Annotated in this window: 22 protein-coding genes and 4 tRNA genes; 14 read left to right on the top strand and 12 right to left on the bottom strand. The window is 56.3% G+C overall.

What is annotated here, in order from left to right; all coding sequences use genetic code 11:
- Positions 1–103: 103 nt before the first annotated feature.
- The 6 genes from uvrY to IT763_RS08555 all read left to right on the top strand — a co-directional run bounded on the left by uvrY (position 104) and on the right by IT763_RS08555 (position 4,298).
- Positions 104–760, top strand: a complete 657-nt coding sequence (uvrY, locus tag IT763_RS08530; RefSeq protein WP_206195337.1) for a UvrY/SirA/GacA family response regulator transcription factor — start codon at positions 104–106, stop codon at positions 758–760.
- A complete protein-coding gene (gene uvrC / locus IT763_RS08535) occupies positions 753–2,585 on the top strand; it encodes an excinuclease ABC subunit UvrC (protein WP_004927940.1) in 1,833 nt (610 codons plus the stop codon). Before uvrY ends, uvrC begins: the two co-directional genes overlap by 8 nt.
- 58 nt (positions 2,586–2,643) lie before the next feature.
- Positions 2,644–3,192 carry a CDP-diacylglycerol--glycerol-3-phosphate 3-phosphatidyltransferase gene (gene pgsA, locus IT763_RS08540; RefSeq protein WP_004927937.1) on the top strand — a complete coding sequence of 183 codons (549 nt, stop codon included), beginning with the start codon at positions 2,644–2,646 and terminating at the stop codon, positions 3,190–3,192.
- A gap of 144 nt (positions 3,193–3,336) precedes the next feature.
- A tRNA-Gly gene (locus tag IT763_RS08545) sits at positions 3,337–3,412 on the top strand.
- 716 nt (positions 3,413–4,128) lie between these two features.
- Positions 4,129–4,202 (top strand) — tRNA-Cys (locus IT763_RS08550).
- Between the two features lie 10 nt (positions 4,203–4,212).
- A tRNA-Leu gene (locus IT763_RS08555) sits at positions 4,213–4,298 on the top strand.
- A 178-nt stretch (positions 4,299–4,476) separates the two neighbouring features.
- Here IT763_RS08555 and IT763_RS08560 read toward each other — a convergent pair.
- Complete coding sequence (locus IT763_RS08560; protein WP_004927934.1) at positions 4,477–5,817, bottom strand: anaerobic C4-dicarboxylate transporter; 1,341 nt, start codon at positions 5,815–5,817, stop codon at positions 4,477–4,479.
- Positions 5,818–5,937: 120 nt separating this feature from the next.
- On the opposite strand from IT763_RS08560, the gene IT763_RS08565 reads away from it, so the two are divergent.
- The 3 genes from IT763_RS08565 (at position 5,938) to IT763_RS08575 (ending at position 7,447) form a co-directional block, all read left to right on the top strand.
- Entirely contained in the window at positions 5,938–6,507 is a 570-nt protein-coding gene (locus IT763_RS08565; protein ID WP_241005494.1) for a PaaI family thioesterase, read from the top strand.
- A gap of 141 nt (positions 6,508–6,648) precedes the next feature.
- The gene (locus IT763_RS08570; protein ID WP_016928239.1) at positions 6,649–6,930 is read left to right on the top strand and encodes a hypothetical protein; all 282 of its coding nucleotides are present in this window, start codon (positions 6,649–6,651) and stop codon (positions 6,928–6,930) included.
- Entirely contained in the window at positions 6,896–7,447 is a 552-nt protein-coding gene (locus tag IT763_RS08575) for a hypothetical protein (RefSeq protein ID WP_004927924.1), read from the top strand. Before IT763_RS08570 ends, IT763_RS08575 begins: the two co-directional genes overlap by 35 nt.
- 56 nt (positions 7,448–7,503) lie before the next feature.
- On the opposite strand, the gene IT763_RS08580 is transcribed toward IT763_RS08575, so the two are convergent.
- From IT763_RS08580 to IT763_RS08605, 6 genes are all read right to left on the bottom strand, one after another.
- On the bottom strand, positions 7,504–7,773 hold the full coding sequence (locus IT763_RS08580) for a hypothetical protein (RefSeq protein ID WP_016928237.1): 270 nt from the start codon (positions 7,771–7,773) through the stop codon (positions 7,504–7,506).
- 96 nt (positions 7,774–7,869) lie between these two features.
- Positions 7,870–8,007, bottom strand: coding sequence for a hypothetical protein (locus IT763_RS08585; protein ID WP_162531381.1), 138 nt, complete (start codon positions 8,005–8,007; stop codon positions 7,870–7,872).
- Positions 8,008–8,149: 142 nt separating this feature from the next.
- The gene (gene proP / locus IT763_RS08590; protein WP_004927916.1) at positions 8,150–9,652 is read right to left on the bottom strand and encodes a glycine betaine/L-proline transporter ProP; all 1,503 of its coding nucleotides are present in this window, start codon (positions 9,650–9,652) and stop codon (positions 8,150–8,152) included.
- 414 nt (positions 9,653–10,066) lie between these two features.
- On the bottom strand, positions 10,067–11,434 hold the full coding sequence (locus IT763_RS08595) for a TolC family protein (protein ID WP_206195338.1): 1,368 nt from the start codon (positions 11,432–11,434) through the stop codon (positions 10,067–10,069).
- A gap of 3 nt (positions 11,435–11,437) precedes the next feature.
- Positions 11,438–13,375: a MacB family efflux pump subunit gene (locus IT763_RS08600; RefSeq protein WP_016928233.1), complete on the bottom strand. Its 1,938-nt coding sequence runs from the start codon at positions 13,373–13,375 to the stop codon at positions 11,438–11,440.
- Positions 13,372–14,577, bottom strand: coding sequence for an efflux RND transporter periplasmic adaptor subunit (locus IT763_RS08605; RefSeq protein WP_164053402.1), 1,206 nt, complete (start codon positions 14,575–14,577; stop codon positions 13,372–13,374). The genes IT763_RS08600 and IT763_RS08605 overlap by 4 nt, the downstream gene beginning before the upstream one ends.
- Positions 14,578–14,793: 216 nt before the next feature.
- On the opposite strand from IT763_RS08605, the gene cho reads away from it, so the two are divergent.
- The 5 genes from cho to IT763_RS23435 all read left to right on the top strand — a co-directional run bounded on the left by cho (position 14,794) and on the right by IT763_RS23435 (position 17,164).
- Positions 14,794–15,642 carry an excinuclease Cho gene (gene cho, locus IT763_RS08610; RefSeq protein ID WP_079449677.1) on the top strand — a complete coding sequence of 283 codons (849 nt, stop codon included), beginning with the start codon at positions 14,794–14,796 and terminating at the stop codon, positions 15,640–15,642.
- A 112-nt stretch (positions 15,643–15,754) separates the two neighbouring features.
- Positions 15,755–15,851, top strand: a tRNA-OTHER gene (locus IT763_RS08615).
- Positions 15,852–16,036: 185 nt separating this feature from the next.
- Positions 16,037–16,336, top strand: coding sequence for a sigma-S stabilization anti-adapter protein IraP (locus IT763_RS08620; protein ID WP_016928230.1), 300 nt, complete (start codon positions 16,037–16,039; stop codon positions 16,334–16,336).
- 123 nt (positions 16,337–16,459) lie between these two features.
- Positions 16,460–16,963 (top strand): YlaC family protein, encoded by a 504-nt coding sequence (locus IT763_RS08625; RefSeq protein WP_016928229.1) that lies wholly within the window; start codon positions 16,460–16,462, stop codon positions 16,961–16,963.
- A 69-nt stretch (positions 16,964–17,032) separates the two neighbouring features.
- Positions 17,033–17,164, top strand: coding sequence for a hypothetical protein (locus IT763_RS23435; protein ID WP_015377413.1), 132 nt, complete (start codon positions 17,033–17,035; stop codon positions 17,162–17,164).
- A gap of 65 nt (positions 17,165–17,229) precedes the next feature.
- On the opposite strand, the gene IT763_RS23440 is transcribed toward IT763_RS23435, so the two are convergent.
- From IT763_RS23440 to mdoC, 5 genes are all read right to left on the bottom strand, one after another.
- On the bottom strand, positions 17,230–17,358 hold the full coding sequence (locus IT763_RS23440) for a hypothetical protein (protein WP_016928228.1): 129 nt from the start codon (positions 17,356–17,358) through the stop codon (positions 17,230–17,232).
- 246 nt (positions 17,359–17,604) lie between these two features.
- Complete coding sequence (locus tag IT763_RS08630; protein WP_206195339.1) at positions 17,605–19,326, bottom strand: potassium/proton antiporter; 1,722 nt, start codon at positions 19,324–19,326, stop codon at positions 17,605–17,607.
- Positions 19,327–19,606: 280 nt separating this feature from the next.
- Positions 19,607–19,831: a hypothetical protein gene (locus IT763_RS08635; RefSeq protein ID WP_016928227.1), complete on the bottom strand. Its 225-nt coding sequence runs from the start codon at positions 19,829–19,831 to the stop codon at positions 19,607–19,609.
- Positions 19,832–20,135: 304 nt separating this feature from the next.
- Positions 20,136–21,152, bottom strand: coding sequence for an acyltransferase (locus tag IT763_RS08640; protein ID WP_143778869.1), 1,017 nt, complete (start codon positions 21,150–21,152; stop codon positions 20,136–20,138).
- 216 nt (positions 21,153–21,368) lie between these two features.
- Complete coding sequence (gene mdoC / locus IT763_RS08645; protein ID WP_016928225.1) at positions 21,369–22,499, bottom strand: glucans biosynthesis protein MdoC; 1,131 nt, start codon at positions 22,497–22,499, stop codon at positions 21,369–21,371.
- Between the last annotated feature and the right edge of the window lie 28 nt (positions 22,500–22,527).

Below are 22,527 nucleotides of genomic sequence, written 5' to 3' on the forward strand. Positions count from 1 at the left end.
GAAGTATGTATTAATCTGTGTTCATTCTTGTCTGAAAAACAAGTAATATCTCTGGCGAAAACAGAGGCCGATTGCGTTACTCCCTTTTTTTGGAGATTTTTCCTTGATTAGCGTTCTTCTTGTTGATGACCACGAACTGGTGCGCGCAGGGATACGACGCATTCTTGAAGATATCAAAGGTATAAAAGTTGTCGGTGAGGCTCAGTGCGGTGAAGACGCCGTAAAATGGTGCCGTGGCAACGCTGTCGATATCGTGCTGATGGACATGAATATGCCGGGCATTGGCGGGCTGGAAGCCACGCGCAAGATTGTGCGTTATGCACCCGACGTCAAAGTCATCATGTTGACCATCCATACTGAAAATCCTTTGCCCGCGAAGGTGATGCAGGCGGGTGCCGCCGGTTACCTGAGCAAGGGCGCCGCGCCGCAGGAAGTGATTAACGCCTTGCGTTCCGTGCATGCCGGGCAGCTCTATATCGCGTCTGATATCGCCCAGCAGATGGCCCTGAGTCAGTTGGAACCGCAGGCTGAAACGCCGTTCAGCTGCTTGTCTGAACGCGAGTTACAGATCATGTTGATGATCACCAAAGGCAAAAAAGTGAATGAGATCTCGGAGCAACTGAGTCTCAGCCCGAAAACGGTGAACAGCTACCGTTACCGCATGTTCAGCAAACTGAATATCAGCGGCGACGTTGAATTGACTCACCTGGCCATCCGACATGGATTGTTCAATGCGGAGACGTTGTTAAGCAGTGAATGACCGTTTTGATGCCAAAGCCTTCCTGAGTACCGTCACCAGCCAGCCCGGCGTCTACCGTATGTACGACGCCACGGGTACGGTGATCTACGTCGGTAAAGCCAAAGACCTGAAAAAGCGTCTCGCCAGCTATTTTCGGCAGCAGGTCAGCAGCCGTAAAACCGAGACGCTGGTTAAAAATATCGCGCAAATAGACGTAACGGTTACCCATACTGAGACAGAAGCGCTGTTGTTGGAACATAACTACATTAAATTGTACCAACCGCGATATAATGTTCTTTTGCGAGACGATAAATCTTATCCGCTGATTTTTCTCAGTGCGGATACCCATCCCCGTTTGGCGGTGCATCGCGGCGCCAAACACGCCAAAGGCGAATACTTCGGGCCTTTCCCCAACTCTTACGCCGTGCGCGAAACGCTGGCGCTGCTGCAGAAGCTGTTCCCAATCCGCCAGTGCGAAAACAGCGTGTATCGCAACCGTTCGCGTCCGTGCCTGCAGTATCAGATCGGCCGCTGTCTGGGGCCTTGTGTTGCCGGCCTGGTGAGCGAAGAAGAGTACCGGCAGCAGGTGGACTACGTGCGGCTGTTTCTTTCTGGCAAAGATCAGCAGGTATTGCACCAGCTGATTGAGCGTATGGAAGAAGCCAGCAAACTGCTTAATTTCGAAGAGGCGGCGCGCATTCGCGATCAAATTCAGGCCGTGCGCCGCGTTACCGAACGGCAGTTCGTGTCGGGCGACAGCGACGATCTGGACGTGATCGGCGTGGCGTTCGATGCCGGTATGGCGTGCCTGCACGTGCTGTTCATCCGTCAGGGCAAGGTGCTGGGCAGCCGCAGCTATTTCCCTAAAGTGCCGGGCGGCACGGATATGGGCGAGGTGGTGCAGACCTTTGTCGGCCAGTTCTATCTGCAAGGCAGCCAGGCGCGTACGCTGCCCGGCGAGATCTTGCTGGATTTCAGTCTGCCGGAAAAAGACCTGCTTGCGGAATCGCTTTCCGAGTTGGCGGGGCGCAAGATCCAAATCCAAAGCAAACCGCGCGGCGATCGCGCCCGTTATCTGAAACTGGCGCGCACCAACGCGGCAACGGCGTTGACCACCAAGCTGTCGCAACAGTCGACGATCCATCAGCGGCTGGCGGAGTTGGCCAAAGTGCTGAACCTGACGGAAATCAACCGTATGGAGTGCTTCGATATCAGCCATACCATGGGTGAGCAGACCGTGGCTTCGTGCGTGGTGTTCGACGGAAACGGCCCCGTGCGAGCGGAGTATCGGCGTTACAATATCAGCGGCATCACTCCTGGCGATGACTACGCGGCGATGACGCAGGTGCTGAAGCGCCGTTACGGCAAAGCGCTGGAAGAGAAAAAGATCCCGGATGTCATCTTTATCGACGGCGGTAAAGGGCAGCTCGGCATGGCGATCGACGTATTCAAATCGCTGAATGTTACCTGGGACAAGAATAAGCCGCTGCTGATCGGCATCGCCAAAGGTGCCGACCGCAAGGCAGGGTTGGAAACGTTGTTCTTCGTCCCGGAAGGTGAAGGGATTTCTCTGCCGCCGGATTCGCCGGCGCTGCATGTGATCCAACACATCCGCGACGATTCGCACAATCATGCCATTACCGGTCACCGGCAGAGAAGGGCGAAAGTCAGAAATACCAGCGCATTGGAGCTGATTGAAGGCGTAGGGCCGAAACGGCGCCAGGTGCTGTTGAAGTATATGGGCGGACTGCAACCTTTGTTGAACGCCAGCGTGGAGGAAATTGCAAAAGTGCCGGGTATTTCACAAGCATTGGCAGAAAAGATCTACAATGCATTGAAACACTGAGGGCAATGTAGCAACATACTCTTAATTTCCACTCTAGCCAGATAGTTACCGTAGCATTATGCAATTGAATATACCGACTTGGCTTACCCTGTTTCGCGTAGTTCTGATCCCATTCTTTGTGCTGGCGTTTTATCTGCCGTTCAACTGGGCTCCGATGGTTTGCGCCGTTATCTTTGTGTTTGCCGCCGTCACCGACTGGTTTGACGGCTTCCTGGCACGTCGCTGGAAACAAACGACGCGCTTCGGAGCGTTTTTGGATCCGGTCGCGGATAAAGTGATGGTGGCGGTGGCGCTGGTGCTGGTGGCGGAACATTACCACAGCTGGTGGATCACGCTGCCGGCGGCCACCATGATCGCCCGTGAAATCATCATTTCGTCGCTGCGCGAGTGGATGGCAGAAATTGGCAAACGCAGCAGCGTGGCGGTGTCCTGGATAGGCAAAGTGAAAACCATGGCGCAGATGATGTCACTGGTGGGCTTGCTGTGGCGGCCGGATCGCTCCGTAGAGTATGTGGCGATTGGCTTATTGTATATCGCAGCGGTGCTGACTTTCTGGTCGATGTTCCAATATTTGAACGCGGCACGCAACGATTTGCTGGAACCGTGATCGATACGCTGCAAAAATCGGCAAACGATCGTGGTGAGCCAACAATTTTATTGACTCATCACGTCAGGTAAGTAGAATGCATCGCATCAGACGACAACGATGAATTGCCGAAAGATGGCAAAGAAATCAGTCAGTTCTGGTAACGCGGGAATAGCTCAGTTGGTAGAGCGCAACCTTGCCAAGGTTGAGGTCGCGAGTTCGAGCCTCGTTTCCCGCTCCAAATATTGGCCTGTTGGATCCCCGCGATTCGGCAGGTAAGAGAAAGGGGCTTCGGCCCCTTTTTCGTTTTTTATTCCTTTGCCGTCCGGCGAAACCTGTCTGCATCTTCCTGCATCGACTATTGTCCCTATCTCTCCTGTCGTTTTCCTGCCGTAGGATGCCCCGTTGAACGGCGAAAACAGGCACATTTGATTGGGCATCGTGCCGGTGCTTTGTGGGGGGATTGATGCCGACCCATCGTGCGCTGGAAAACCTGACGTCAGTCTCCAGCTTTGCAGTTACGTTGGCCGTTCAGGGCGGCGGAGATTGCGCGATGTCTCCCATGATGAGGTTTTGCATGATATCCCATCATCATAAGCAGGTGAAAAGCCGGAGAGAGGTGCGTAAGCGATTCATGTCGAGAAAAAAGATCCGATTTGCCCGTGAATCCCCGAGCCGATGCATATAAAATCAACATTCCGCTTGCCTTTCCGTTGGCATTGTGAACAGTGCGCCCACAAAATAAGCAGTTGAAAGCGTTAGAGAACTTTTTGCTATTTCGGGGGGTTGCCAAGGTGGGGGGTTTAGTCCATAATGCAGTCCATCGATTCGGCGGTAACGAAATAAATTACTTAAGAATCAGATGATTAAGATATGCGATTTCAACATCGCGGTTAAAAAGAACAAAACGAAGTGGGTGAATCACCGGCTTTGGCCTGAAAAGGCAAACAGAATAAAGGCGCGTTAACAAAGCGGTTATGTAGCGGATTGCAAATCCGTCCAGTCCGGTTCGACTCCGGAACGCGCCTCCAACTTTCCCGAGCCCGGGTGGTGAAATCGGTAGACACAAGGGATTTAAAATCCCTCGGCTTATGGCTGTGCGGGTTCAAGTCCCGCCCCGGGTACCAGGGAACGAAAATACCGAATAATCAAAGCAATAAGTAGTAATGTCGTAGACCGCCGAGAGGCGGTTTTTTTGTTTCTGTAATTTGCATTATCCCCGCATTCCTTCCTGTCTTGTCATGCCTTATACCCATGGATTGTCATCCAGCTTGCAGGGAGCCCCGCAGGGCTCCGAAGTACAATTCATAAGAAACCGAACGCCGCAGCGAGGATCCAGCCGAAGACGCAGGAGACGCTGACGCCGATCAGGCCGGGCAGAATAAAGCTGTGGTTGATCACGAAGCGGCCGATGCGGGTGGTGCCGGAGCGATCGAACTGGATTGCCGCCAGATCGCTGGGGTAGGTTGGCAGAATGTAATAACCGTAACAGGCCGGCGCCGAAGCGACGATATAGGCAGGGTTAACCCCGATCGCCAGCGCCACCGGCACCAGCGCCGCCAGTGCGGCGGCCTGCGAGTTGACGAATTTCGACACCAGCAGCAGGATCAGCGCATAGGCCCAAGGGTACTCTTTCACCAACACACCCAGTGTGGCCTCGATCTGCGCCAGGTGCGCGCCGAACATGGTTTCCGCCATCCAGGCAACACCATACACCGCCACGATGGCGATCATGCCGGAACGGAATACCTCGTTTTTAGAGATAGACGCCGGGTTGGTGCGGGTGATGATAACGATCAACGCCCCGGCCATCAGCATGCACATCTGGATCACCAGAACCATGGAGAGCGGCTTGCCGCCGAAGCTGGGCCGCAGGCCGGAAAAGGCTCCCAGCACCGCCACCAGGGCGATGGTGGCGAGGAAAATCCACATGGCGATCCAGTTGCTGCGCGGCAATACCCGGTCCAGCAGGGTAGCGGCGTCGCCGTAGACGTAGCGATGGTTTTCCGGCACCGAGATGAACTTCTGGAACTCCGGGTCTTTGTCCAGGTCTTTGCCGCGGAACCAACTGAAGATGCCGATCGCCAGAATGCCGCACAGCGTCGAAGGGATGGTGATAGACAGCAGATCGAGGAATTCCAGATGGCGGCCATTGAAGGTGTAGCTGCTGAGCATCGCCACCAGTGACACCACCGCCACCGACACCGGGCTGGCGATAATGCCCATCTGCGCGCCGATCGAACTGGCCGCCATCGGCCGTTCCGGGCGGATATTGTTTTTGATCGCCACGTCATAGATGATCGGCAAGATGGTGTACACCACATGGCCGGTGCCGCACAGGATAGTGAGAATACAGGTGACGAAGGGGGCGATGATCGAGACATAACGCGGGTTGCGCCGCAGCATCCGCTCGGCGATCTGCAGCATGACGTCCAACCCGCCTGAGGCCTGCAGGGTGGCGGAGGCCGCCACCACCGCGATGATCACCAGCATCACGTCTACCGGCGGTTTGCCGGGCTGCAGGTGAAAGCCAAACACCAGGATCATCAAACCGATACCGCCCAGTAACCCCAGCGCAATGCCGCCCTTACGCGCCCCATACAGCAGGCATGCCAATATAACCGCTAATTGCAGAAAGAAATCCATGATAGATACGCCTTAATAATGTTGAACTTAACTGCGTTCAGTTTCCGGCGGTGTTTACAGTAGAAAGTTGTTTTAAATCTAAAGGCGCTAAAAAATTGTGGTTATTAGCTCTAAAGAGTGATGACGGTCACGTTCAGAGGATCTGAAGAGCAGGCGGCTGACGACATCAGCACGAAAAAGCAAGTTAAGAGGTCAGACCTCTCCTATATAACCGGTTTACCACCAGAGGAGAGAGCAATGGATCCGACAAAAATGACCGGGCTGGCGTTATTACAGGCTGCGATGGCTGGCAAGATCCCGCCGGCCTCGATCGCTGAAACCGTGCCCATGAAACCGGTCGCGGTGGAAGAGGGGTATATCCGCATCGCGGCGCGGGCCGACGGGCGCCATCTGAATCCACTGGGGGGCGTACATGGCGGTTTCGCCGCCACGGTTTTGGACTCGGTGACCGGTTGCGCGGTGCACAGTACGCTGGGCGCGGGGATTGGCTATGGCACCGTCGATCTGCAGGTTAAAATGTTGCGCCCTGTGCCGAAGGAAACTGATCTGATCGCCGAGGGGCGTTTGGTCTATGCGGCGAAGAACGTCGCTTTCGCTGAAGGCACGCTCAAAACGGCGGAAGGGAAGCTGCTGGCTTCAGCAACCGCCACTTGTTTTATTATTCGCCCCGCCGAACAAGCACCGCAATAACCTGCTCTTTATCGGGCTTCGGGCTATCAACCCGGAGCCTGATGCATTTATCTTTGGCTGCATACTTTGCTGCGCTACGATGGCAGGCGCGATACGCCATTGTGGTCTAGTATTCTTGGGTGAAAATTTATCGGGGTGATTATGCAGCCGTATAAAGAGGTTGAGTTTGATCATGAGCTTTGTCTGGCGATCGGCAAAGCCGTATTAGACGTGGTGGCGCAGGGGGAAGAAACCAGCGCTCCGGCGGTGATGAACGCGATTGAGCGGTCGGTGGAGCAGGGGCTGGATGATGACGAAACCGCCATCGCCGACGACGCTCTGGATTTGATGGCTCGTCTCATCCACGGCTTCAGATTCATTAATCTCGCGGGTGAAGAGGATACTTCCCATGCATTGGTTGAATTTCAAGCGCTACAAGAGTGACGTTGCCAAACAGGCTGTGCCGCCGCATTTGAATGCGGCTGAGTTTGCGCGGCATTACGCTGACAAGCCGCAAGCCGATACGGAAGAGTACCTTTCGTTGAGCGGGGAGATGTGCTGGGATGCGGTGGTGCTTTGCGCTCATCGTTCAGGCGCGCTCAGCAAGGCGAAATACAAGCAGCTGTGGCTGACGGTGTTCGATAAGCAATACAAACATTTCGTCAGCCCTGATGATACCGAGATCCGCACCATGGCGGATATGCTGCGCGCGCCGCAGGGATGTTTTATCGGTATATTTTCCATGCGCGACGCGGCGGCGCCCCGTTTGCTGCATGCCATGATCGGCACCGGCGCGGGATTTGCCGCGGGCAATAAAAATCTTTGCATCGGCGTGGGGGGCGCGGTCGGTTGGGAAAATCTCAATCTGGCGCGCGATCTGCGCTGGCAGCCGGAAGGCGGTTTTTTACGCCAAGGCGACAACGAAGTGCTGCGCATTTTTTATCGGCCTTTCCCCGCCTGAACCACCGGTCCGCAGGCTTTTTAGGATAAAAAACCGCCGTCCGGCGGTTTTTTTGCTTACTTAAACCCGCCGTTGCGCATGAACTCAAGACCGGCGGTGGTGATCCGCGTTTGATGCGGATCGATATCATAGTTGTTCTCGTCGATGTCGCTCATCACGTAGGCTTGTATCAGCCCCTTGGTTTTGAGATAGGCGAAGGGATCGGCGAAGGCGTGCGGGCTGGTGGCGTCCTGCTTCCACAGTTCGTAGGTTTTTTCATCCAGCGTGCCGGGGTGATTGGCGGCCAGCCGGGTCAGGATCTGATTGTAGAACTCATAGTCGGTCATGATGCAGTCCTCTTTATCGCGAGCGACAGTCTCGGAAAATAGCGTAACGTCTATCAATCATAGCCGAAGTTTTCCACCGCCTGCGGCGGCGTCGGGTTAGCCGCGTTGGCTTTCAATCCAGTGAAACAGACGTGAAATGCTGCAGGTGATATCGCCAATGTTGAAGAGCGCGCCGAGCCACAGGGTCAGCATCACCAGGATGCCGATGATGATGGGAAGGTCCATTTTGCTCATGATTATGTTCTTCATCAATAAAGAGTGTGCGGCAAAGCGTACCACCAATCCTGATTGTCATAAAAATGCGCTGCGCATTATTTCTTTTGAAATCAAAGTAAAAAAGCCACCCAAACGGGTGGCTTTTGTCTTTCAGCGGCGATCAGTCTAGCTTGGGGTGCTGGTCTATCAGGATCTGCTTTTTCTTTTCCAGCTCGGCGATCTGCGCGTTGATGTCCTCGACTTTCTGTTCGATATTGTCGTAGGTCTCCTGCAGCAGTTCTTTCGCTTCGGTACGGTCAGAAGCGGCCGGCGTCGCGCCGCGCAGCGGCTTGTTGGCGGTCTCTTTCATGTACAGACCGGTGATAAGACCGATCACCGCCACAACCATCAGGTAGTAGGCCGGCATGTACAGGTTGCCGGTCGCTTCGACCAGCCAGGCAGCGGCGGTCGGTGTCGCACCGGCGATCAGTACCGAAATGTTGAACGAAATCGCCAGCGCGCTGTAGCGAATGTGCGTCGGGAACATTGCCGGCAGAATCGAGGCCATCACCCCGGTGAAGGAGTTGAGCAGCACCGCCAGCACCAGCAGACCGACGAAGATCAGGCCGATGACGTTGCTGTTGATCAAAATGAAGCACGGGATCGCCAGCGCCAACAGGCCGATGCTGCCGCCGATGATGAACGGCTTACGGCCGATACGGTCGCTGGTCAGGCCGATCACCGGCTGCACGAACAGCATGCCGATCATGATGGCGATGATGATCAGAACGCCGTGATCCTCCGAGTAGTGCAGGTTATGCGACAGGTAACTCGGCATGTAGGTCAACAGCATGTAATAGGTCACGTTGGTGGAAATCACGATACCGACGCACACCAGCAAACTTTTCCAGTGTTTGGCCGCGATCTCTTTGAACGAGGTTTTCGGCGGATTTTCGATGGCGTTGCGATCCTCTTTCTCCATCTTATCCACGTGCTGCTGGAACGCCGGGGTTTCTTCCAGCGCATGGCGCAAATAGAGACCGATCAGGCCCAGCGGCGCGGCGATGAAGAACGGAATGCGCCAGCCCCAGTCGAGGAAGTTAGCTTCGCCGACGATGCTGGAGATCAGCACCACAACGCCTGCACCCATCACAAAGCCGGCAATGGAGCCGAAATCCAGCCAGCTCCCCATAAAGCCGCGTTTGCGATCCGGCGAGTATTCGGCGACGAAGATCGCCGCGCCGGAATATTCACCGCCGACGGAGAAGCCCTGCGCCAGTTTGGCCAGCAGCAGCAGGATCGGGGCCCAGATGCCGATCGACGCATAGGACGGGATCAGGCCGATACAGAAGGTGCTGACCGCCATGATGATAATGGTGACCGAGAGGACTTTTTGCCGGCCGAACTTGTCGCCCATGGCGCCGAAGAACAGGCCGCCGAGCGGACGCACCAGGAAGGGCACGGAGAAGGTCGCCAGCGCGGCGATCATTTGTACGCCGGGCGAGGCGCCGGGGAAGAAGACCTGGCCAAGTGCGTAGGCGACAAAGCCGTATACGCCGAAGTCGAACCACTCCATCGCATTGCCCAGGGCCGCTGCGGTGATCGCCTTCTTGAGTTTGCTGTCATCGATGATGGTGATGTCGTTAATGTGCATCGGTTTATGTCGTTTTTTTCTTAACTTCATATAATCATCCCTTAATGAATTATTCGTTGTTCGTGAAAGCGTAATCTCCGTTCACTGTTGTTTTCGAGTTATCAAATAGGCTAATCGAATCGCGGTTCAAGACGATTCATTATCCACATTTAAGTTGGGATGTGGATCACAAAATACCGTCATTTATGCCAAGGTTATGTCATTTAGGTGACTAATTATTTTGCATCTATAGCTTAACGTTATATCTTGCGGCGATCAAATCCAGCAGTTTAACTTAAGTATTTGCACCGATTTGGTGCGAGAATGGTCTAATAAATGTGCGATTTGACGATTTTTCGTCTAATTGGTGATGTTTCAAGTATAGAGAGTGCGGGAGATAAAACCGGAAAAATTGATGTGTTCGCCGCTAAAAAAACGCCTGACCCACTGGCCAGGCAGTTTGGATTAGGGCGCCGACGAACCGCCGAACTCCAGATAGATTTTCGCCAGATTCTGGTACTGCGCGAAGCGGTTTTCGTCCACCGCCAGTTCCGCCTGACGGCGTTGCTCCTGCGCGTTTAACCAGTCGGTTATGGTGACGGCGCCCTGCCGGTAACGCACTTCGTTCAGCCGTTCCGATTTGCGCGCCAGCGCCAGCGAGGCCTGCAGCTGTGTCTCTTGCGCCAGCAGTTGCGCGCGCAGCGACAGGGCGTTGTTCACATCGCCCATCGCCTTGTACAGCGCCTGCCTGAACTCCAGCACCAGCTGTTCATAGTCGTTGCGGGCGATCTTGATCTCCACGCCCATTTGTCGCCATTGCAGGAACGGCATCGTCAGGCCGGCGCCGAGGCTGCCCGTCGGGTTGCGCAGGAATTCCAGCAGCGCGCTGCTGCTGGCGCCCAGCGAGCCAGTCAGGCTGAACGCGGGATAGTATTGCAGACGTTTCTCGTCGACGTTGGCCAGGGCGGCGCGCAACCGCAGTTCTTTAGCGTTGAGATCCGGACGACGGCTCAAGACGCTGGCGGGAATGCCGGTGTTGATCTGCGGCATCGCCGTCGTCGGCAGACGCGCGGGCGCGATAGTGGCCTGGCCTGATGGCGCGCCCCGCAGCACCGCCTGTTCATTCAGCGCCTGCTGACGATCGTGTTGCAGCGTCAACAGCCGGCTTTCCTGCGTCAATAGGTTTTGTTCCGCGTTCACCACGTCCAGCGCTGAGATGCTGCCGGCCTGATAACGGGCGTTGGCCAGCCGCAGCGTCGTTTTGGCATACGCGATGCTCGCCTGGCTGACGCCGATCTGCTGATTGAGAAAACCGATGCGCCAGTAGTTGGTGGCGGCGTCGGCCAGCAGCGTCAGCCGCGCCGTTCGCAGATCCTGCTCGGAAGCCTGGCCGGCCCACTCGGCGGCGTCGCGCTGGCGCGCCAGTTTGCCCCACAGATCGATTTCATAGCTCGTAGAGAGAGTCGCGCCGCTGGTTTTATTCCAGGCGGAGGACTCGGACAACGGGCGATTGATGCCGCTGCTTAACGAGGCGCTGACGTCAGGCGCGGTGCTGATGCCGACGCGTTCCGCCTCGAGCCGCGCGCGGTAGACGCGCAGCACGGCGACGGCCAGATCGTTGTTGCTCGCCATCACCTGTTGCAGCCAGCGATCGAGCTCAGGATCGTGGAAATCACGCCAGTCGAACGGCGTCGGCGCGGCGTTTTCGGCGGCGTATTGCCACCCCGCAGGATAGTTGACCTGCGGCGCCCGGTAGTCGCTTTTCAGGGCGTTGCCGCAGCCGGCGGTGAGCAGAGCGGCGAGGCTTAACGCCAGGGGAGAGAGAATTTTCATGGGTTACTCGCTGGCCAATGAAACGACCGGATCCATCCTTGCCGCTTTACGGGCGGGGAGATAACCGAAGATCATGCCGATTAAGGTTGAACAGAAAAACGCCGTCGCGGCGGCTTGCCAGGAATAGATGGCGGTGAACATGCCGCCCGCCAGCGAGGTGAATAGCGAACCGGCGGCGAACGACAGCGCAATGCCCAAAATGCCGCCGATCAGACAGACCAGCACCGCCTCGATCATGAACTGTTGCATGATATCGCCGCGCCGCGCGCCGACCGCCATGCGCACGCCGATCTCGTGGGTGCGCTCGGTTACCGAGACCAGCATGATGTTCATCACGCCCAGGCTGCCGATCACCAGCGAGATCGAGGCCACCATCAGGATCAGCAGGCTGAGCGTCATCGAGGTGCGTTCGATCGATTTACGGAACTGATCGCGGTTGAACGTCATGAAATCCTTGACGCCATGGCGTTGGGTCAGCAACTGCGTGATGGCGCTGACGGCGGCTTCGCTGGCGACGTCGTCTTTCAGGCGCACGGTGATGCCGCTGAGCGTGGTCTTGCCGACCATACGGTACATCACCGTGCTGTAGGGCATCCAGACGCTGATGCGGTTAGGCGCATAGTTGCGTTCGCTTTTGGCGACGCCGACTACCCGCGCCGGCACCGAGCCGAGAAATACGATCTGGCCGAGCGGCTCGACGCCAAAATCGCCGAACAGCGCCTGGCGCGCGTTATCGTCGATGATCACTTCCTGCAGCGCGTTGCGATCGTCGCGGAAGGTGGCGCCTTGCACCAGCGTGATGCCGTTGACGCGGAAATAGTCGCGCCCGACGCCGGTGATCGAGGCGGTGGCGGATTTGCTGCGAAAACGGATGCTGTCGGACGCGCTGACCTCCGGGCTGACGCTGTCGACGAAGCTTTGCTGCGCCAGCGCGTCGGCGTCGGCCGGCACCAGGGTGCGGATGCTGTCGATGGCGTCGTCGAAGAAGTCGCGCCCCGGATAGATGCTCACCACGTTGGTGCCGAGCCCCTTGATATTCTCCAGCGTGCGCTGCTTGGCGCCTTCGCCCAGCGCCACCACCGTCACCACGGCGGCGATGCCGAAGATAATGCCGGTCATGGTCAGCGCGGTGCGCAGGCGATGGGCGTTCATTGCTTTCAGCGCCATATGTAGCGATTCGCGGGTGCGGTCAATCAGGCTTTGCCAGCCGCTTTGCCGACTGCGGTTCGGCGGCGGCAGCGATGGGCCGGACGCCGACTTGCGGCCGCTGTCAGCGATGATCTCGCCGTCTCGCAGCTCGATGACGCGGTGCGCATGCTGCGCCACGTTCATATCGTGGGTCACGATCACCACGGTGTGGCCGCGCTGATTCAATTCGCTCAGGATCGCCAGCACTTCCTGGCCGGATTGGGTGTCCAGTGCGCCGGTCGGTTCGTCCGCCAGGATAATTTCGCCGCCGTTGATCAGCGAGCGGGCGATGCTGACGCGCTGCTGCTGGCCGCCGGAAAGCTGGCCGGGCTTGTGGTCTTCGCGTCCCTCAAGGCCCAACCGCGCCAGCAGTTGCGCCGCTCGCCGCCGCCGCTGATCGCGCCGGGCGTTGGCGTAGATAGCCGGAATTTCGACGTTGCCCAGCGCGCTGAGATCGGGCATCAGGTGGTAACGCTGGAAGATAAAGCCGATATGCTCGCGGCGCAGGCGGGCCAGTTCGTCCGGCGACAGGTGGGCGGCGTTCTGGCCGCTGATGTAGTAGTCGCCGCGATCCGGCACGTCGAGGCAGCCCATGATGTTCATCAGCGTCGATTTGCCGGAACCGGAGGCGCCGATGATCGCCACCAGCTCGCCGGCGGCGATGGTCAAATCGATGTCTTTCAACACCGTCAGCGTCTGACCGCCGTTGGTGTAGGTTCGACTGATGCCTTTTAGCTCGATGATAGCGTTCACAGGAAAATGCCATCCTCAGCCGACTTGGCGGCGGGCTGCGACAGCACCACGGTTTCACCGGCTTTCAGGCCGCTGAGGATCTGAATATCGACGTTGTTGGTGATGCCTGTGGTCACTTCGCGCGTTTCCAGCCGCTGATCCTGAGTCAGCACCTGCACCTGCTGCACTTTTCCTTCGGTTTTATGCACCGCCTGGATCGGCACCAGCAGGGTGTTCTTCGCGTCGCCGAGCAGTAAGGAAACCTGCGCGGTCATGGCGATGCGCAGGCGGTTCTCCGGGTTGGGCACGTCCAGCAGCGCGTTGTAATAGACCGAGGCGTTCGAGGTACCGGAACCGGACGCGGAGCTGGTGCCGGCGAGCGAGTCGTCTTTCATCACCGATTCCGGCGCCAGCTCGATGGTGCGCAGCGTGGCGTCGTACCGTTTATCCGGATCGGAAAAAATAGTGAAGTACGCCTTTTGCCCCGGTGAAATGCGGGTGATGTCGGCTTCGGAGATCTGCGCCTTGATGGTCATCATATCCAACCGCGCCAGCTTGACGATGGTCGGCGCGCTTTGGCTGGAGTTGACCGTTTGCCCCTGCTGCGTCACCACGGCGATGACGATGCCGTCCATCGGCGCGACCACGCGGGTATAGCCCAGATCGATTTTTTTCTTGTCGACTTCAATCTGCGCCTGCACCAGGCGCGCATTGAGCGAAAGCTGTTCGGCGCGGGTGGTGGTCAGCGTGGCCTCGGCGGTCTCGAAGTCTTCACGCGAGCTGGCTTCGTCGCTCAGCATGCGGCGCTGGCGTTTGAAACGCGATTCCGCCTGCTTCAACTGCGCCTGTTTGGCCTGCAATTCGGCCTTGATGACGTTCAGCGCCGCCTCGGCGTTGCGCAGATCGTTGCGCTGTTGCAGATCGTCGATGTCGGCGATCGGCTGCCCTTTGGTGACGCGATCGCCCAGTTTGACCTTCAGCGATTTGACTTCGCCGGAGACGCGGGCGCCGACGTTGACGCGTTCGACGGCATCCAGCCGCCCGGTGGCCAGCACGGCGTTTTCGATATTGCCCAGGCGGGCCGGCGCGGTAACGTAATCCTGCTGCGGCGGGCGTTGCCAAAAGATGGCCAGCGCGACGGCGACGGCGATGAAAACGATGGCGGCGAGCAACGCCAGACGGCGGGAGGGGAGTTTCAGTGATGACATACCCAGGTTTTCCATAACGATAAAAGCGGCGGTTCCAGTCTGCCATCATGGCAGCGCCAGCTTGAACTGGCGCTAAACGTGAGGCGCTTTCCCGCTGGAAAGGGGATGGTAAAGGCTTTCCCGCTAAAGATCACGGCGAGTTATTATCTTTCGGGTGTGCAACCGGCTGCAGGGCGCGTTATACTGGCTAAAAAACCAGTATTCATTCATCAGCAGGACAACACCGCCGCCATGATGCCAAACCGCCTCGAGCCGGAACTCGACATTTATCAATACCCGGAGCACCTGCGCGCCTGCCTGGCGCCGTTGCCCAAAGGGCCGGGTGTGTATATGTTTCACGGTCAAAGCGAGAGCCTGCCGCTTTACATCGGTAAAAGCGTCAATATACGCAGCCGGGTGATGGCGCATTTCCGCGCGCAGGACGAGGCTAAAATGCTGCGGCAAACCCGACGCATCAGCTTTATCGAGACCGCCGGCGAGTTGGGGGCACTGCTGCTGGAGGCGCAATTGATCAAACAACAACAGCCGCTGTTCAACAAGCGCCTGCGGCGCTCGAAGCAGCTGTGCGCGCTGCGCGTGCAGGCCGACACGGTGACGATTGCTCACGCCAAAGAGATCGATTTCGCCGTTACGCCCCATCTCTACGGGCTGTTCGCCAATCGCCACGCCGCGCTGGAAAAGCTGCGCGCCATCGCCGACGAGCATCGTTTATGTTACGGCAAGCTGGGGATCGACAAGCTGCCGGCGGGGCGAGCCTGTTTCCGCTACAGCCTGCGCAAGTGCGCGGGCGCCTGCTGTGGCGTGGAGTCGGCGCAGGAGCATGCGCTGCGGCTCGGCGCGGCGCTTGAACAGCTGAGCATCGCCTGTTGGCCGTTCGCCGGGCGAGTGGCGTTGGAAGAACAGGGCGAGACGCTGCGTCAGTACCATGTGATTCACAATTGGTTTTATCTGGGGTCGGTCAACAGCCTGGCGCAGGCGCAGCGGCTCCAGAGTGCGGCCAGCCATTTTGATAGCGATGGCTACAAGATTTTGTGCAAGCCACTCATGGCCGGCGATTATCGGATTATTGAGCTGCCGTAATGCCATAACGCTATCGATAACCTAAGACTTATCCGTAAAGTCAGGGCATTATGCTAAAAAAGCTTGAGTCCATAATGTTGTTATGGATAATGGCGCCCCGAAGCGAAGGAATGCGCTATTAACTCAGTTGGCAGAGTGATTGGTTTTATAATGGCTTGTTTTGGCTTGAAAATTGATAGACGCGGGTTCGAGTCCTGCATAGCGCGCCAGCTTTCTTTCCTTCATCTCACCGCGCTTATCGTAAAGCGCACCCGGGTTGATTTGCACTATCGGCTCCTCGTTGGGATTTTCGGGTGTGCTTTACCGTAACCGCTGGCTTTCCTTCCTCTTTCTCTTTCGATCCTTTGCTAAACTGTAATCAGGCAGGCTTGCTGCCCGGCAACAGGAGGTCGATATGTCTCACTCCGAGCAACTGCAGGAACTCTTGCAACGCGTCGCCGCCCTCGAGGCGAGAGAGAAAGCGCTGAGCGCCGCGTCCAACGCTTATCAGGCGATTATCACCACCATGTTGGGCAATATGGAGAAGACCGAACGTGACCGGATCATCGCGATGATCGATCAGGCTCATGAAATCGCTTACGCCCGCGCCATTCAACGCAGCAACGAACCGCAAAAGCAGAAGATCAAACAGGCCGACGATGTGGCCCAGCGTATGTTCATGTTTGCACAGGGCAAGGCCGCCCAGCCGCGCTGAAGCCGAACTATAACAGTTGCCGCCATTAAGTTGGCTAACTGATCTACCTGGCGAAACTGTACTTGTGTTACTTTTAGCGGTGAGATTTGATGGCAATGCTGTTTCCAGCATAAGGTTGTAACGATGGACGCGATTAAAAGCATCTTGGTTAAAGAGATTGAACAGATCAATCGGCGTGAAGGGCGGGACGGCAAGCCGCGCTTCAACAGCGAATTCGCCCGCACTCACCGCTATCTGTGCCTTGCCATGTTCGCCGGTTATTTCGCGGTGATCGCCGTGATGTATCAGGTGCCGTACATGGGGATATATGCCTTCCTGGGCTTCACCGCTTTCGTGCTGTTCATGTTTGCCATGCTGCTGATCGAGATCCGGCCGGTGTACCGCTTCGAGGACATCGGGGTGCTGGATCTGCGAGTTTGCTACAACGGCGAGTGGTACTTCACCCGCGCGCTGTCGCCTTATGCGGTGCAGCAGCTGCTGGATGAGCCATCTATCGGCGCCGCGCTGAAACAGAAGATGCGCGTGATCATCGGCAACAAAGGCGAAATCGACTTCTACGACGTGTACGACATGGCCTACGGAAAAAAGCCGCAGGATGAGACACCTCAGTTGGCGGCGGCAAACTGAAAGGTTTCCGGCCGGCGGCTTGTCGATTATACTCAGCGTTTGAACGCGAAGCAGAATGAGGACCAAGCGATGAGTGATGATATTTTCGATTTTGATATCGATGCCGAACTGGCGAAAGCCGAAGAAAAAGCGGCGCAGAAGGTAAAAGAGGTCCCCGAGTTCCTCGAAGACGAAGCGGACTGCGAAGGTTGCAAGATCTGATCGCCTGCCCCATAAAAAAAACCGCCGCGGCGGTTTTTTTTATGTCTGAGCGTCGCTGGGTATTATCAATCCAGCACGAATCCCCAGATCAGGAACGCCGCCACCAGAATCAGGCAAAGCGCGGACACCGTCACCAGTATTTTCCCCAGAATGTCTTTTTCTTGTTCCTGCTGCGTCACGTTGAAATTATCCAATTAAAAGTCTATGGACCAAACCGGCGATGCTGAGATCGGCTGCCGCTACGCCCAGCGCCATGAGCATCATCACCGAAAGAAATCGAGTCTTGCCGTTCACATCCTTAATCCCTGTGGACGCCGCTGTTAGTTTTTATATCAAAGGGATATCATTCAGCGACGCTCTATTTCATGCATCATGATAGTGATTAAGAACGTTCTTAAGGCCAGAAGTTCCCTCATCGGGTAACGCCGCCCGCGGTAGCGTCAGTCGGTTACGATTCGGACGCCTATCTTACTAACTTGATTGCCGTCCATTTCGGCTATGGTCCAGGTCAGGCCGTCCCATTCCACCTGGTCGCCGATCACCGGTTCACCGCCGATCAGCTGAATGACGAACTGCCCCAGCGTCTGCTGCTCGTCGACGTCGTCTTGCAGATTGAGGCCATAAACCTGCGAGATGTCGCTTAAACGGGCGTCGGATTGCAGGATAAAGTCGCCGAAGAAGCGTTCGTCGAGCGTCACGGCCGGCGCCTGGCTGAACAGCTTGCCGAGGATCGGCAGATCGTGCTCATGGCCGATGACGCACAGAATATCGTTCTCCCGCAGCCGGGTACTGCCGCTAGGATGCAGCAGCTCTTTGCCGCGGAACAGGGCGGCGATGCGGGTATTGGGCGGCATTTTCAGCTCACGCAGCGCCGCGCCGACGCACCAGTTTTCCGCCGAAAGCTGATACACGAACTGTTCCCACTGGTTTTGCGGGTGTACATCCAGCCCAACGCGGGAGATCGGCGTCAGCGCCGGCGGCACGATCACCTTGGCTTTTTTAGCGGCGAACGACAGTGTGGTGCCCTGCAGCAGCAGGGAGACCAGCACCACGAAGAACGCCACGTTGAAGAACAGCTGGGCGTTGGGCAGCCCGGCCATCATCGGGAACACCGCCAGAATCACCGGCACCGCGCCGCGCAGGCCGACCCAGGAAATAAAGCCGCGCTCGCGCAGGGTAAAACTGCGGAACGGCAGCAGGCCGATAAACACCGACAGCGGGCGGGCGAACAGGATCATCCACAGCGACAGCAGCAGAGCAGGGATGGCGATCGGCAGCAGCTCGTGCGGGTTGAGCAGCAGCCCGAGCACCAGGAACATGCCGATCTGGCTGAGCCAGGCCAGGCCATCGAAGGTTTGTACGATGCCGTGACGGTTGCGGATCGGCCGGTTGCCCAGCAGCAGGCCGCACAAATACACCGCCAGAATGCCGCTGCCGTCCAGCGCGGTGGTCAGTGCGAAAATAAGAATACCGCCGCTTACCGCCAGCAGCGGATAGAGGCCGTCCGCCAGTTTGATGTGGTTGATCAGCGTCAGCAGCAGCCAGCCGCCGCCCAGACCGAAGACGATGCCCATGCCGAACTGCTGCATCAGATGCAGCGGGAAGGTCCAGCTCAGTGCGGTTTCCCCGGCGGCGATCATCGCAATCAGCGTGATGGTGAGAAACACCGCCATCGGATCGTTGCTGCCGGATTCGATCTCCAGCGTGGCGCTGACGCGTTCGTTCAAACCTTTGCCCCCCAAAAGGGAGAAGACCGCGGCGGCGTCGGTGGAACCGATGATGGCGCCGATCAGCAGCCCCTGCAGCAGATCGAGATTGAACAGCCAGGCGGCGGCCATGCCGGTCAGACCGGCGGTGATCACTACACCGACGGTGGCGAGAGAGAGTGCCGGCCACCGGGCGACGCGGAAAGAGCTGACCCGGGTACGCATGCCGCCGTCTAGCAGGATCACTGCCAACGCGAGGTTGCTGACCAGATAAGCGACCGGGTAATTGCTGAAGACGATGCCGCCGGGGCCATCGACGCCGGCCAGCATGCCGATCGCCAGGAAGATCACCAGGATCGGAATGCCGAGCCGGGAAGAAAATGAGCTGAGCAGAATGCTTGCCCCCACCAGCACGGCACCGATGACGAACAAACTGTTAATGGTGCTGGCATCCAAAATATTGCTCTCCTGAGGCTGGGAATGGGGGGCACTGCGCGTGTGCCGATGATAACGTGTTTAGTGGGTAAAACGCCAAGGCTGATTGTGAAAACAACCGATCAATTATTGCCTGTTGGCACGTTTGAACTACGAAAGTGAGGAGAAGAGGGGAAATTCTGCCTTTTATCTAACATTATCAGGCTGCTGTGTTTCTGTTTCGGCAATAATGTCCCATTCGGCGGAGGAAAAACCATTAAGCCCGCGCAGGCAGGCTTAATGGTTTGCAGGCGCGGTAGGATTAATGATCGAGCGATTCCAGCGCCCGTTTGATCAGTTCGGTGGCCAGCTTGCTTTCCGCCTCAGAAATACCGTCGAGATTGAAGTTGGAAAGCTCAGCGACCAAAACGCTGCGTTCTTTGCCGCTGATCGAAGCGTCCAGCGCGGACAGCAACCTGCCGAGGATCTTCAGCAGGGTGGCGTTTTCCGCTATGGCTTCTTGAGCCGGGGGGGTCTTATCGGTCATTCAAAATCCTCTCTGTCGTGACGGAAGGGAGATGCAGCTAACGCCATCGAATAAATTAAACGATCGCGCAGCCCTTCGGGGGTGTTGAGCCCAATCACTACCGTAAGGCAGGGATCCGGATTTCTACTTATGCATTGCAGTTATAACGGCTAGGTTATCTATGCAGCCGTATCACTTTGCCCTAACGGGCGACGCCAGGCTGAGCAATGTGTGCTCTGCATGGCAAGAGAGAGATGACGCAACCGATAGGTTGCGCCATCAAGTATAGCGACGGGGAGAAAACGTGAAGGCGGTTGAACCGCCTTCAGGAGATTTTTTCTTTTCGCAGACGGCTATTGAAACGAGGACGCTCCAACAGAAAAGTAAGATGCAGACGTTGTATCAGCGCATAGGCGACAACAGGGGCGATTAGCCCGAACAGCGTGCCGGCGATCGCTTGTGTTGGCCAATGGCTGATATGCATAAACTTGGTCAGTACGATGCGTAAGCCGCTGGCCGCGAGGATATGCATCAAATAGATGACCATGCTCAATTCGCCGAGTCGGCGCAGCCAGGAAAGATTTGTTTTGGCCAACAGAACCGACAGGTTGACGATCAAGAAGATGGCTTCAATCGCCAGTAACAGGGAGAAACTTCCGGTATCGGTATACAGCAAGCCTGAATAGCCGTGGAATCCCCACTGCAACGCGATAAACGCGATCAGGGAGGCCAGCAGCGAACCGAAACCCAGATGGGCGATGAGCGAAGCGTAGCGAATGGCAAAAACGCCCAGCAGGAAGAAGATCAAGAATCGGGTAATGTAATCAAAATGGAAGGCTTTGGTGAGGCTGTCTTGGTAGACATACAGCCCCGCGCTGATAACGATCAATACCGGCAGGAGATAGCGGTATGTTTCTTTTCTATACAGCAAGGTGGCCAAAATAAAGACCATGAACAAGGCATACAGGAACCAAAACTGCGCGCGCGGATGCGTAAACAGCGACAGGATATCGCCCAGGTTGGCAGGGTTATTGGTATAGCGCGACAACAGCACTTCCACCATGCCTTGCAGCAGCGACCAGATGACATAGGGATAAACGATGGTGTCTATCTTGCTGATCACAAAGCGTGTTTTTCCCTTTTTATCCAAGGACTGCGTAAAAAACAGGCCGGAAAGGAAGAAAAACAGTGGCATATGAAAACTGTAGAGGATGCTGTCTGTCAGTAGATAGGATGAACCGGAAAGCTGAATGCCCGCGCTGTATAGACCCCGATTGACGTGGCCAAAAACCACGAGAATGATGCCGATTCCCTTGGCATAATCGACCCATGCTTCTCTCATATGTGTACCTAGCCCAGAAAGTAACGCAACTGATTTATAAGTATGAATAATGAGCGTAACAGGCAGTTGCCGTTTTGCAATGTATCCCGGGGATTAGGATTAATATTAGGAAAATGCTCAGGGCAGCTATCGCTGCGCCGAGGTAGTGAGGCGCTTTATCATTGGTGAGGTTAATTTCTGGATGATAAATCATCACCCAGAAATGGGGTGGGAAGCCTATTGCGGCTTGCCGGAGAACAGGAAGCGCAGCACCGGAATGCGCTTGTGCAGTTCATATAGCGCGAAGGCCAGAGAGAACACAAACAGCAGGCCCAGCAAGAATCCCAACAGGTTGTTGCCGATATACGGCGTCACGAAAGCGCCATATATCAGGGTCAACGGATGGTGCACCAGATATATAAACAGCGAGGCGTTGACCAGATAGGTGATGCGCGGCGAGTGATAATTCAGCAGGTTATGCCCGAAAGAGAACACTACGTTGGTCATCAGGATCCCCATTAGGGTTTTGATCACCACTTCCAGCTCGAACATATAGCTGCTGTGCGCCAACATCTTTTGGTTCAGCATATATGCGATAAACAGCAGCAGCGAACCGAGCAGCGCCAGCGGCGAGCGGCGCAGAAAAATCTCCTTAAGCCACACGTACTTAAACGCATAGGCGCCGAGGAGGAAGAACGGCAGGTAGAACATCGTCTCCATCACCACGAAATTGAACAGGCCGTTGGATAATAGCTGCGGGGCGAAAATTAAAATAATACGGTGCGCGGCCGAATAGCATACCGCATAAATAAAGAAATACAGTGAGATGTTTCCTAATCCGCGCATTCTGTTTATTAACGTTGGAATATGTTCACGGGGTTGACGCTTGATTTTACGGAACAGATAAAAACAGGCGCAGGTTAACAATGACAGCGTCAATAAGAACCACAGATGAGAAACCAATTCCCAAACTGTTACATTTATTTTCTGATAGAGAGAAAATTCATCCCAGCCGTTTAATTTATCGGTGAAATATTTCAGCATGAAAAACTGCGGCACCGTGATCAGCGGGATGGAGCTCAACAGCGGGATCGCCACCCGCTCCAGCCTGACCTTCAGCCACTGGTGGCGCTCGTAGCGCTCGTAAAGCATGTAGGAGAAGTAGCCGGATATCACGAAGAACACCTGCATGCGGAAGGCGTGGATAAAGTCGTTCAGCACCGTGAGCGAGAAGGAGGGCGACGCGCTGTTCACCGCCCAGGCGTGGCTGGAATAAATCAGGGAGAGGTGAAACGGAATGCCGAGCAACATCAAATAGGCTCTGATGGAGTCGAGGAAAAACTCGCGCTGTTTGCTGCCTTTAGTCATAGATTACCGCTGGTGATTTAATCGAGAG

It is taken from the genome of Serratia sp. CMO1 (genome assembly GCF_015689115.1).
Lineage (GTDB): Bacteria > Pseudomonadota > Gammaproteobacteria > Enterobacterales > Enterobacteriaceae > Serratia > Serratia marcescens.